Here is a 13,151-nt window from a genome sequence, read left to right on the forward strand (position 1 = left end):
CGCGTATGCAGCCATAACGACGTGGCAAATCAATCTCTATTTTTTTGATATTTCGGTCGCCGAAGGTATTTTCGCGGCCCGTAAATTAAGGAAGGATCATGTCAAAATTACCTACATATACTGCAACGACGTTGATGGCGAGCTTCATTGGCACATTTTCAATGACAGCGGCTGCAGCCGAACAAGACAGCTTTATCGAAGCCCTGACTGGCGGAAAGGTCAGTTTTTCTGCCCGTGCCCGTTATGAATCTGTTGAACAGGATAACGACCTGAAAGATGCCGATGCATTTACCGTGCGTTCTACCCTGGGGTATGAAACCGGCCGTTTAAATGGTTTTGGTGCATTTCTTGAGTTTGAGAATGTTACTGATCTGGGCGGTGATAATTACAATAGCACCACTAATGGTGAGACTGAATATTCAGTAGTGGCAGATCCGGATGGTACTGAAGTCAATCAGGCTTATCTGAGTTATCAGGGCTTTGATACCGTTGCGAAATTTGGTCGTCAGCAAATTACCTACCGAGATGCACCATTCCATCGTTATATTGGTAATGTGTTATGGCGGCAGAATCATCAAACCTTTGATGCTTTTTCGATTCAGAATACTTCTTTACCTGATACCAGGCTGAGTTACGCTTTTGTCAATAAAATAAACACTATTTTTGGGGATGATCGTGATGCTGGGATTATCAGAAATGGCGTAATTGATGTTGAAGCTCATTTGCTTAATGCCCAATACAGCGGTTTACCATTTGGCAAACTGGAAGGCTATGGGTATTTATTGGAATATGAAGATGCCGAAGCGACCTCTTCTAAAACATTGGGTGTGCGACTCAGTGGTGCTCCTGCGATCAATGATGCCTGGAATCTGGTTTATACAGCCGAATATGCCCGTCAAAGTGATTATAAAAGCGGCACCATGGATGCTCAGGATTATTATCTGGCAGAGCTGGGTGCCAAGCATAAAGGCTGGATGGCCAAACTCTCTTATGAAGTGCAGGAAGGCGATGGAACGGACAGTTTTAAAACACCCCTGGGCACTAATCATGCGTTTCAGGGCTGGGCCGATCAATTCCTGAACACTCCGGCACAAGGACTGAAAGATGCTTATTTAACAGTCGTTGGCAATGTGATTTTCGGAGCCAAACTGATTGTTTCCTACCATGACTTTGAAACGGACCAGGACAGTCTGGATGCCGGTAATGAGCTGGATGTTCTGTTGGAGAAAACCTTTAACCAGCATTACACCGTGGGTGTGAAATACGCTGATTATCAAGCGGATGATGAATTTCCATCGTTAGTGGATACTGAAAAGTTCTGGGTCTATGGACAAGTTAAGTTCTGATATCTCCTCGGTATTAGAGGCTGTTGATTTTTCATAGCTGCCTTTGTTGTACCAAGCCAGCCCTTCAGGGCTGGCTTTTTTTTATCTGTAATTCTGCTTCGGCGCACCAAAAATAAGCGATGGTCCGTTTACTACAGCCCATTTTAATGCATGACGTGACAAGATGAATTTTTAAGTTACTGATAAATAATAATTTTATCTCTGGCACAGCTTATGCAATATCGTTGTCGTTGCCATACAAAGAAGGAGGCCACAACAATGGGATACTTAGTTGATTTTTTCTATTTGATGAAAGAGTTATTCAAGCTGCTTTTGTTAGTGTTGATTTCTCCCTTAGGCTTAATGGCTGGTTATCTTTTCAGCTGGGAATAATCGGAACAACGACTAATTGAGAGTCAGGCTATGATAGTCAACCCCACCATTGCAGGTGCATTATCGGTAGCAGCATGTTTTGCTGCTACCAGACAATTCACCCTGAATTTCCGTGATAAACGACGTACAGAATTTGCCATTTCTCAACTGGTTAATTTAAAACAGTTAATTGATTTATCTCAGCAACATCGGGGCACCAGCAGTGCTGTCTGTGCTGGAAATGCTTCCCTGGTCGGCAAGCTGACCTTTCTGCAGCAACAAATCGATCAATTTATTCTCGGTGCACAAAACACCGAAATGCAAACGTTACCGCAATGGCAATCGTTTGTAGATCACTGGCCGCGACTTAAAAAGCAGATACTGGATCGCAAGCTGACTCCTCATCAGGTTATCCGGCAGCACAATGCGATGATCGAAGGCCAATTGTCTTTGTTTGATGATCTTAGCCGTTTGTACAACCTTCACCATTTTATGCTGGATAACATCACTCGCTTATCCGAAATCTGTCTTGACACTCTCAGAGCTGCTGAAATTCTCGGCCAAATGCGTGCCGTTGGATCGACCCTATGTGCCCGAGGTCAGGCAGGGGGCACCGAAACGATGATGTTGTCATTCCAACGTTTAACAGCAAACAGCAGGATCGGTGAATTACTCAGGGAAATTGCCGGAATTCGTAATAAAGACCTGGTGGGAATTCTGGCTGGTCAAAACGGTAAAATCGAACGCGATACAGATTTATTGTTACAGACCATTGATCAACAAGTGCTGATTGAAGGTTCGATTACCTTATCAGCCGATGATTACTTTAAAACGGCCTCCCGTGCCATTGATACGGTACTCAATGTGTTTTCTCTTATCATTAACTATGCTGCGGATAATCATGCGAAACTCAACTGACATCATGACACAAAATTTTAACTCCACATTGGTGTGCGATCGTTCTGATATAGCACAGCAATTAGTCGAACAATTGAGTGGCACCATGTTTGAGGTGACCAACCAATCGGCTTCTCTTCCTAAACTAGCCATGAAACAACTCGAATTTACTGGCATGTTCATTCTGGCCGTTCGTAATTGCGATAGTGACATGATGGCGCTTGTCGATATGTTACTCAGACAGCAGCCAATGCCAGTGGTTATTTTCACCGACGTTTATGACGCGCAGGTCGAAAAACAGGCTATTGAGCTTGGCGTCAGTGCGTATGTGGTTGATGGTTTACAACCGCATAGGGTGTTGCCGTTACTGAGCACAGCACGAAACCGTTTTCTGCAACAACAGACGATGCGTCAACAGGTGCAATCACTGGAAACCAAACTGGCAGAACGCAAGATTATTGACCGTGCAAAAGGCGTTTTGATGCAGCAGCGTCAGTGCAGTGAGGACGAAGCTTATCGTCTGTTACGCACCACAGCGATGAACCAGAACATGCGTCTGGCGATGTTGGCAAAACAGGTCTTGGCTACAGCAAACCTGCTGGAAACTCATCCTCATAACTGAGTTAAATAAAATGGTCTGTTACTGCACCATCTGAGTGCCAGACCTTTTGTTAAGCCCCAAAGCGACGCAAGTTGAAATTGATTATTAGTAAAGCGATTTTATAAGTGATTGAAATATATTATTTTTTAAATAGGTATGTGATTGGCATATTAACTGCAAATAGGACAGTGGGATCTGTTGTTTTTTCATAGCCGTTTTTGTTCTTGGCTATGAAAATCAGAGGGTCCTGGAACAATCCAACGCAGGATTGAAAACCGTGTCTGGAAATGATTTCCCCGGTATCGGGCAACGTCGCCGTTTTCTGTCCTCTGGCCTTGTTTTTATGATCTCCAGTAATGGAATCATCAGAATGAACTGGCCCTAAAAGTTGGAGCTATTTATGTCTTTACCTAAAGTAAATTCACATTCCATACGCCGCTGGTTATCTGCCGTTGGCATCATTGGTGTTATCAGTTTTTCGACAAACTCACTGGCAGCTCCGGGAGAGCTGGAAAAAGAAGATCTTCGCCTCGGTTTTATCAAGCTCACCGATATGGCGCCATTAGCAATCGCCTATGAAAAAGGTTTTTTTGAAGATGAAGGCTTGTACGTCACGCTGGAAGCCCAGGCAAACTGGAAAGTGCTGCTGGATGGAGTAATTAATGGTGCACTTGATGGTGCTCATATGCTTGCCGGACAACCGCTTGGTGCGACAATTGGTTATGGAACTCAGGCCGATATCATTACCGCCTTCAGTATGGATCTCAATGGTAATGCGATCACCGTTTCCAATAATGTATGGGAACAGATGAAACCGCATATCCCCACGGCTGAGGATGGCAAGCCCCAGCATCCAATCAGTGCTGAAGCTTTAAAACCGGTTATTGATAGTTACAAACAGCAAGGTAAGTCGTTCAATATGGGCATGGTTTTTCCTGTCTCCACCCATAACTATGAATTACGTTACTGGCTGGCAGCTGGTGGCATTCATCCAGGCTATTACGCACCGCACAAAGGTGACAGTAGTGGTCAGCTTAAGGCAGAAGCCTTGTTATCGGTCACACCTCCACCTCAAATGCCATCGACGATGGAAGCTGGAACCATTGAAGGTTATTGCGTGGGCGAGCCATGGAATCAGCAGGCAGTATTTATGGAGATCGGGGTACCGGTGATTACCGACTACGAAATCTGGAAAAATAACCCAGAGAAGGTGTTCGGTGTTAGCCAGCAATGGGCTGATGAAAACCCCAACACCCATATTGCATTAGTTAAGGCCCTTATCCGTGCTGCACATTGGCTGGATGCTGAGAATAATGCCAATCGTCCTGAGGCCGTTGAAATACTTTCACAAAGTTATTATGTCGGTGCTGATTATGATGTCATTGCTAACAGTATGACGGGCACCTTTGAATACGAAAAAGGTGATAAACGTGAAATCCCCGATTTCAACGTGTTTTTCCGTTATAACGCGACCTATCCATATTACAGTGACGCCATCTGGTATCTGACCCAAATGCGTCGTTGGGGCCAGATCCCGGAAGCCAAATCGGATAGCTGGTATACCGATATGGCAAAGAAAGTTTATCGTCCCGATATTTATCAAATTGCAGCAAAAGAATTGATTGAAGAGGGCAAGTTAGCTGTAACAGATTTCCCAGATTTCACCTCTGAAACGGGTTTCAAACCGGCTCAAAATGAGTTTATCGATGGTATCGAATTTGACGGGACAGCACCTAATGCTTACCTGGAAAAATTTGCCATTGGCCTGAAAGGAGAGGAGCAGGTGGATTAATTCCCCTGCTTTTCATAAAACGGACAAAGATGGACTCTTATGAACGATAAACTTATATATTTTCTGGAAATAACGGGGCTCAACTGGTTCGTCCCACTGGCGAAAATCGCTGGTGGGGAACCCGCCGGGTTTCAATTTCAACAGCTAGTAAAAATGATTGGTTTGCCATTGATAGCGATGCTTGCCTTTCTATTTTTCTGGCATTTTGGAGCTGCCAAAGTTGATACCAGTCTTGGCCAATTACCCGGACCGGTTCAGGTATGGGAGCAGGTTAAGGTGCTGAATGAAGAACATCAGGCTGAACGTCAGCGTGAGACAGATTTTTATCAGCGCCAGGAACAGCGGAATGCGAACAAACTGGCGAAAAATCCCGATGCCGAAATTAAAGTTCGGGACTTCAATGGAAGACCCACTTTTATTGATCAGATATGGACCAGTCTGTTTACCGTATTTGTCGGTTTTCTGCTGGCCAGTTTGATTGCGATTCCGATCGGTATCGTCAGTGGTTTAAGTCAAAATCTGTATAACGCAATAAATCCTCTGATCCAGATTTTCAAACCAGTGTCACCACTGGCCTGGCTGCCCATTGTGACCATGGTGGTCAGTGCAGTGTATGTCTCGGCCGATCCGATGTTCTCCAAGTCATTTATTACCTCGGCCATCACCGTTATGTTGTGTTCTTTGTGGCCGACCTTGATTAATACTGCGGTTGGCGTGTCCTCCATTGATCGTGACTTGCTTAATGTGGGAAAGGTGTTGCGACTGGGATATTTCACGACGGTGTGGAAAATCGTGGTTCCTTCTTCCATTCCGATGATTTTTACCGGATTGAGAATTTCGCTGGGGATCGGCTGGATGGTATTAATTGCAGCAGAAATGCTCGCACAAAACCCGGGGCTGGGTAAGTTTGTCTGGGATGAGTTCCAAAATGGCAGTTCCAATTCGCTCAGCCGTATTATGGTCGCGGTATTGGCGATTGGTCTGATTGGCTTTGCCTTGGATCGCATTATGCTCACATTGCAGAAGTTTTTCTCATACGACAAAACCGCAAATATTCGCTAGGAGCAGACAATGGAAAGTTATTTAAATATCGATCATGTCAGCATTGATTTTCCAACCGCCAATGGCCCATTTAGGGCGTTGGACAATGTGAACATCCAAATCAATAAAGGCGAATTTGTCAGTATTATTGGTCACTCAGGCTGTGGTAAATCGACCGTTATGAATATTGTTGGTGGTTTGTATCAGGCCACTGAAGGTGGAGTGATTCTCCAGGGCAAAGAGGTAAATGAACCGGGTCCGGATCGGGCTATCGTGTTCCAGAATCATGCCTTGTTTCCCTGGCTTACTTGTTATCAAAATGTCGAATTGGCAGTGAAATCGGTGTTTGGTAAAACCCGTAATCGTCAGCAAATTCGTGACTGGACATTGCATAATCTGGAATTGGTGCATATGACTCATGCCAAAGATAAACTACCCGCGGAAATTTCAGGTGGTATGAAACAACGTATCGGTATTGCAAGAGCGTTGGCAATGGAGCCAAAAGTCTTGTTAATGGATGAGCCATTCGGTGCATTGGATGCGTTGACTCGTGCCCATTTACAAGATTCGTTGATGGAAATTCAGGCAGATTTGAACAACACCGTTATTATGATTACCCATGATGTGGATGAAGCCGTGTTGCTGTCTGACAAAATCGTGATGATGACCAATGGTCCGGCAGCCAGTATTGGTGAAATTCTGCAGGTAGATCTTCCCAGACCCAGACAAAGACTGGACTTGGCAGATAATGCCGATTACAACCATTACCGTTCTGAAGTGATTAAATTTTTACATCAAAGGCATGCCAGGAAGGCTGCCTAATGCGTTGAAATGAGCTAAATAAGACGCGTTGGCATGGATGCAAGTGTGAATCAAACCTGCTCAACTTGGGCAGGTTTGATAATTAACAAAACTTCTCGGTGAATTGACCGCTATATTATGTTGAACACAGTTGCTTTCCAATCAGAATTTAAAGGTATGCCAATGCAGCAGATGCATGATGCTGAACAAACCTGTCTATATGTGACGGCTGATTATCATCATTTAACGTTGAGCAGTCATTTTCAGCCCATTTTCAGCATCTCGCATCGTCGTCCTGTTGGCTACGAAGGACTGATTCGCGCGGTCGATACAGAACAACAACCTCATTCACCACTAGAGCTGCTGGCAATACCCCAAACCGGTGTGGAAAACCTGTCTTTGGATCGATTATGTCGACGGTTGCATATGCACAATTTTGCCCGTCAGCCGAATGGTGAAACATGGTTGTTTTTGAACCTGAATTCACAATGTCTGGTTTCTGAGCGGCCGGATGCCGGCTTTATGAACACATTATTTGAACAAACCGGTATTACTCCCCATCGCGTGGTGATTGAAATTCTCGAAAGTGAAATTGATGACCGGCAATACTTACGTAGTTTGATTCGCCACTTTCGGGATTTGGGCTGCCTGATAGCGATTGATGATTTTGGTGCCGGGCATTCCAATTTTGATCGTATCTGGGAATTGGAACCGGATATTGTAAAAATTGATCGCAGCATGATCCATGGTGCGGGCACCTCGAGTCGAGTTGAACGCATTCTGACTGGGGTCGTTTCACTGATCCACGAAGCCGGTAGTCTGGTGGTAATAGAAGGGGTGGAAACTGAACGGGAAGCGCTGGTGGCTATTGCCGCCAACGCCGATATGGTTCAGGGGTTCTATTTTGCCCGCCCGCAACAACGTATCTCTCAAAACACGAAATTTGCTGAAGATATTGATCATCTTTTGAAAATTCAGCAACGCCAGCGTTTTAAAAACAGCCATCAAATGAATCAGGATTTCAAAAAGATCGAAACACTGTTTCGTCAGGCTGTCAGTGAATTTTCTATTACCAATGCCTTTGATACCAGCACGCTTATTTTGTTTAAGGAAAAGCGTGCGGTGCGCTGTTATTTATTGGATGAAGTTGGCTATCAGATGGCCAGAAATGTCTATTCTCCACATTACCAGCAAAAAATGGATACGCGTTTTACCCCGCTTTTGTCAGGTGATAATGCTAATTGGTCACACAAACACTATCATTTCAGAGCCATTGAACATCCCGGTGAAATGCAGGTTAGTCGACCTTATCTATCCGTTGCCGATTCCAGAATGTGCATCACGGTTTCCCAGACGGTAGTGGTACATAACAAGCTTTATGTGTTTTGTTGCGATCTGGACTGGCAGGACGATTAACGCTAAAAATCCTTAGCGGATAACAAGGGGGGGGCATGTTTGAGGTAATCAAAAAGTACCGACATTTTTTGCTGCCACTCAGTCTGGTGATTATCTTTGATGTCACGTTACTGGCAATGAATTATCATATTTCGGTTCAGCTGGAAGCTTCCTCAATCAATATCAATATTGCTGGTCGTCAACGCATGTTGTCACAGAAAATGACCAAAGCACTGTTGTTAATGCGTTATCAGCAGAGTCAGGGGCTTAGTACCGACGAGGCTTATCAGGAATTGATGGAGGCCATGTCCTTATTCGATCAAACTCTTAACGCCATGATGAATGGTGGTGAAACGTTAAGCGCCAATGGTCAACTTATTCAGGTTGAACAATTCAAGGAAACCGTAATTCAAAAAACACTGAAGCAGTCAATTGAGTTGTGGGAACCGTTGTACCGGTCTATTCAACAAATGCAGCTTAGGGAATCGGCGTTGGAGCAACTGGTGAATGCCATGGTGGCGGATAATCCGCAGTTACTTGCCCTGATGAATAAATTAACCAATCAACTCGAAGCTTCTGCTAAACGGCAAACATATTTGTTGAGAGGACTACAGAGCATTATTGTGATTTTGATTCTGTTGTCATTTGTGATGGCAATAAGTCGATTGATCCGTCGCGAGCAGTATTTCAGCAAGCTGATGGAAAAAAGCTCAGATATCGTTATCGTCATCAATTCTGCCAGTGGCAATATCACCTTTATTAGTGCGTCAGTGAAATTATTGCTGCAACACGAAGAACGTTATTATCTCGGCCAACACTACCACCGCCTGTTTGATCAGGAATCAGCGACACGCATCTCACATTTATTATTACTGGCCAAAAAATTTCGTCCTTTGCCTTATAGCCGCTGTGAAGTACAACTGGTCAGGGCTGACAATGCACTAATTGATGCGGAAATGTTACTTCAACTCAATCGTAGTGAAGATGGTCGCACCATTGAACTCAGCGGTGATATTCGTGATATTACCGAACGCAAACAATTGGAGCTGGCGCTCACCGAAATGGCGCATAAAGACAGTTTGACCGGTCTGGCCAACCGGGCACAGTTCAGCCTGCTGGCAGAGCAGGCCATATTACAGGCACAGCGTAAGGGTACTTCGCTGGCGATGATGTTTATTGATCTGGATAACTTCAAATCCGTTAATGACGACTGTGGTCATCATGTGGGTGATGCTTTATTAAAAGAGGTGGCCCAGCGCATTGGTCAGCGTTTACGTGCATCGGATACCGTATTCCGTATTGGTGGAGATGAGTTTGTCGTGCTGATTAGTGATGTAGCTAAAGATACGCATTTACAAACGGTAGGCGATAAAATCATTGCTACACTTTCCGAAAAAATGGTGATTGATAACTGCCCTTGTCAGGTGGGGGCCAGTATTGGCATTGCCCGTTATCCCGAGGACGGTGAAAACATTGATGCCTTGTTAAAAGCAGCCGATGAAGCGATGTACCGGGTAAAACAATCAGGCAAGAATGCAGTGGCCTTTGTCGCCTGACAATCTGCACAGCCATGGTGCAGCAAGAATAACTACGGCTTAAATAAGTGCATAAGATACCTGTTTAAATAATAAGTACTTAACAAAATCAATAGCTTATAAGTTGGCATAATTCCCGCTTTAGATGATGACCAATGTTGGTCAAACGTTCTGAAGTGAGAACACAATGTCTGCCTCAAATTTAAAATTTTTATCCTTCAGCGGTAACAGCCGCATTTTACATCTCAGCTGGATGGCTTTTTTTATCAGTTTTGTGGTCTGGTTTAACCATGCACCATTACTGGTTTCGATTAAAGAAACACTTGGCCTCACCGACCAGCAAGTTAAAACTCTATTGATTCTGAATGTCGCGCTGACCATTCCTGCCCGGATTGTGGTGGGGATGTTAGTAGATAAATACGGCCCCAAAATCATGTATTCATTGCTGCTGGGGATTTCCAGTATGTTGTGTTTCTTTTTTGCGATGGCCGACAGTTTTGAACAAATGGCCTTAGCTCGTTTTATGCTGGGCTTTGTTGGTGCCGGTTTTGTTATCGGTATTCGAATGATTTCAGAGTGGTTTCCAGCTAAACAGGTCGGTCTGGCGGAAGGCATTTACGGGGGCTGGGGTAATTTTGGTTCAGCTGCAGCGGCGATGAGTCTGCCGACGATTGCGTTGATGTTTGGCGGTGATGAAGGCTGGCGTTATGCGGTAGCGCTGACCGGCTTAATTGCATTGATTTATGCGTTTATCTATTACAACAGCGTTTCTGATACGCCAAAAGGGTCAACTTATTTCAAACCGAAAAAGTCCGGGGCAATGGAAGTTACCAGCAAAGGCGACTTTGTTTTATTAATTCTGATGACTCTGCCGATGTATGGCGCTTTGGCACTACTGGCCTGGAAACTGTCTCCAAACGGGGTCTCATTACTGACTGAATCAGTATCCATGCTGATTTATGCTGGACTAATACTGTTGTTTTTGTACCAGCTTTATCATATTTTTCAGGTCAACAAATCTATATTTCATACGCCGGTTCCAGAAATTCATCGTTACAAATTCAAGCAGGTCGCGGTGCTGAATCTGGCCTATCTGGCAACGTTCGGTTCTGAGTTAGCGGTGGTGTCGATGTTACCGCTATTTTTCAGTGAAACATTTGATATTACTGTTGTTCAGGCCGGACTACTGGCATCCGGTTTTGCCTTTATGAATCTGGTCTCACGCCCAACCGGCGGTTACTTCAGTGATAAGCTGGGTCGTAAATTGACGCTGACCATTTGTCTGGCAGGCCTGGCTGTGGGCTATTTTGTTATGGGCCTGATTACGCCTGAATGGTTTATTGTATTAGCTGTGTTGGCGACCATGTGCTGTTCGTTCTTTGTTCAGGCGGGTGAAGGAGCGGTGTTTGCTGTGGTACCTTTAGTGCAACGTCGTCTGACGGGACAAATTGCTGGCATGGCAGGCGCATATGGTAATGTCGGTGCGTTATTGTTTTTGACGGTATTGTCCGTGGTCTCAGCGCAGTTGTTTTTCTGGGTAATTGCTGCCACCGCGGTTGTTACCTTGATCGTAGTGCAATTTATGGATGAGCCGCGCGGCCAGATGGCAGAAGTATTGCCGGATGGAACCGTGCAAATGATCGACGTGCATTAAACGGGATCGAGATCATGCTGAAAGTCCGTTGCGGGCAATACTCGCGGGCCGGAGTGAAAGCCGAAAATCAGGATGCGATCGGTTTTTATGCCCCGGAGAACAGCTTGCTGCTGGAAAGCAAGGGTACCATCTGTGCAATTGCCGATGGTATCAGTAGCAGCGAACAGGCCCGCGAGGCCAGTCATGCCGCCATCACCGGATTTATTGCTGATTATTTCAGTACACCAGATACCTGGTCGGTCAAACAATCCGGTGGCAAGGTTTTAACGGCGATAAATGTCTGGCTGTGTGGCCAGAGTCATCAGTTTCGGGAAATGTCACGAGGCTTTGCTACGACCTTCTCGGCGGTGATTATCAAATCAGTTACCGCTCATCTATTTCATGTTGGCGATGCCCGTATCTATCATTATCGTAATAATACGCTGGAACAACTAACCCAGGATCACCGTATAAAACTGGATCAAGGAAAGGAATATCTGGGACGGGCATTGGGAGTCGATTATGCTTTGGATATCGACTATAAAAACCTGGCTGTGGAACAGGGTGATGTTTTTATATTGATGACGGATGGTGTTTATGAGTTTGTTGCAGACAATGTCATTAAACAGCAGTTAAGCGACAATGCTGATCCTGAGCAGTGTGCCAAAGAATTGTGTGAGTTAGCGTTGCAAAACGGCAGTGGAGATAATGTAAGCTGCCAAGTGTTTTGTATTGACGAGTTATCTGATCCCAAGCCGGATGAAGTCTATGCCCGATTGACGGCGTTACCGTTTCCACCAGAATTGTACGAAGGTGTCATTCTTGATGGTTACCGGGTGTTACGTGAGCTGCATGCCAGTTCCACCAGTCAGCTGTATCTGGCAATAGATACCCAAACCCAGCAGAAAGTGGTGTTGAAAACACCCTCAGTAAACTTTGAAGATGATCCGGCCTATCTGGAACGTTTTCAGCTGGAAGAGTGGATTGGACGACGAATTGACAATGCCCATGTCGTTCGCATCGTTGAGCAACAGCGTCCCCGACGCTTTCTTTATTATGTGATGGAATATGTGGCGGGCAAAACGCTGCAACAGAAACTGGATGATGAAGGGCCACTTAGTCTGAGTGAAGTCAGACAGATACTCCCACAACTGATCTCAGGACTTCGGGCATTTCACCGACTGGATATGCTGCATCAAGATCTTAAGCCCGGTAATGTCCTGCTTAGTGATGAAGGTGTGGTGAAAATTATTGATTTTGGTTCCACCCGAATAGCTGGTATCGCGGATGTGGCATCGCCGATAGAACGCAAAAAACTGCTGGGAACCAAAGAATTTACCGCGCCTGAATATCTACTGGGAGAACAGGCGGGAGTGCAGGCTGATCAGTTTTCTTTGGGCTCGATTATTTACCAATTGCTGAGCGGACAGTTACCTTACGGAAAGCGTTTCGAAAAACACATAAATCGTCAGCAATTGAGCCGCCTGAATTATAAATCTCTGACGCTAGTGACAAACGATATTCCTGTGTGGGTTGATAAAGCGATAGAAAAGTCCGTACAGCTTAATCCACAACGACGCTATGAAGCCTTATCCGAACTGCAGACGGACCTGCTAAAACCCAACCCGGCATTTTTACAAACTGAATTTGTGCCATTGATTGAACGTCATCCTGTGCGATTCTGGCAAACGTTAGCAGTATTAAGTTTGTTATTTAATCTACTATTGCTGTACCAACTATTGGGTTGATGGTGTCAGAT

At 45.0% G+C, this 13,151-nt stretch carries 10 protein-coding genes; all 10 read left to right on the plus strand.

Annotated features, from left to right (window positions below; all coding sequences use genetic code 11):
• The first annotated feature begins 98 nt into the window (after positions 1-98).
• The 10 genes from B3S93_RS04715 to B3S93_RS04760 all read left to right on the plus strand — a co-directional run bounded on the left by B3S93_RS04715 (position 99) and on the right by B3S93_RS04760 (position 13,140).
• Positions 99-1,346, plus strand: a complete 1,248-nt coding sequence (locus tag B3S93_RS04715) for a hypothetical protein (protein WP_292354125.1) — start codon at positions 99-101, stop codon at positions 1,344-1,346.
• A gap of 402 nt (positions 1,347-1,748) precedes the next feature.
• Positions 1,749-2,615 (plus strand): nitrate- and nitrite sensing domain-containing protein, encoded by an 867-nt coding sequence (locus B3S93_RS04720; RefSeq protein ID WP_292354127.1) that lies wholly within the window; start codon positions 1,749-1,751, stop codon positions 2,613-2,615.
• Positions 2,599-3,216: an ANTAR domain-containing response regulator gene (locus B3S93_RS04725; protein WP_292399533.1), complete on the plus strand. Its 618-nt coding sequence runs from the start codon at positions 2,599-2,601 to the stop codon at positions 3,214-3,216. Before B3S93_RS04720 ends, B3S93_RS04725 begins: the two co-directional genes overlap by 17 nt.
• Positions 3,217-3,595: 379 nt before the next feature.
• The gene (locus B3S93_RS04730) at positions 3,596-4,987 is read left to right on the plus strand and encodes a CmpA/NrtA family ABC transporter substrate-binding protein (RefSeq protein ID WP_292354131.1); all 1,392 of its coding nucleotides are present in this window, start codon (positions 3,596-3,598) and stop codon (positions 4,985-4,987) included.
• A gap of 39 nt (positions 4,988-5,026) precedes the next feature.
• Positions 5,027-6,049, plus strand: coding sequence for an ABC transporter permease (locus tag B3S93_RS04735; protein ID WP_292354133.1), 1,023 nt, complete (start codon positions 5,027-5,029; stop codon positions 6,047-6,049).
• Between the two features lie 9 nt (positions 6,050-6,058).
• Complete coding sequence (locus B3S93_RS04740) at positions 6,059-6,850, plus strand: ABC transporter ATP-binding protein (RefSeq protein WP_292354135.1); 792 nt, start codon at positions 6,059-6,061, stop codon at positions 6,848-6,850.
• Between the two features lie 117 nt (positions 6,851-6,967).
• Complete coding sequence (locus tag B3S93_RS04745) at positions 6,968-8,245, plus strand: EAL domain-containing protein (RefSeq protein ID WP_292399530.1); 1,278 nt, start codon at positions 6,968-6,970, stop codon at positions 8,243-8,245.
• A 35-nt stretch (positions 8,246-8,280) separates the two neighbouring features.
• Complete coding sequence (locus B3S93_RS04750; RefSeq protein ID WP_292399527.1) at positions 8,281-9,780, plus strand: diguanylate cyclase domain-containing protein; 1,500 nt, start codon at positions 8,281-8,283, stop codon at positions 9,778-9,780.
• A gap of 166 nt (positions 9,781-9,946) precedes the next feature.
• Positions 9,947-11,413 carry a NarK family nitrate/nitrite MFS transporter gene (locus B3S93_RS04755; protein WP_292354141.1) on the plus strand — a complete coding sequence of 489 codons (1,467 nt, stop codon included), beginning with the start codon at positions 9,947-9,949 and terminating at the stop codon, positions 11,411-11,413.
• A 14-nt stretch (positions 11,414-11,427) separates the two neighbouring features.
• The gene (locus B3S93_RS04760) at positions 11,428-13,140 is read left to right on the plus strand and encodes a bifunctional protein-serine/threonine kinase/phosphatase (RefSeq protein WP_292354143.1); all 1,713 of its coding nucleotides are present in this window, start codon (positions 11,428-11,430) and stop codon (positions 13,138-13,140) included.
• The last annotated feature ends 11 nt before the right edge of the window (positions 13,141-13,151 follow it).

The organism is Methylophaga sp. UBA3613 (genome assembly GCF_002375415.1).
GTDB lineage: Bacteria > Pseudomonadota > Gammaproteobacteria > Nitrosococcales > Methylophagaceae > Methylophaga.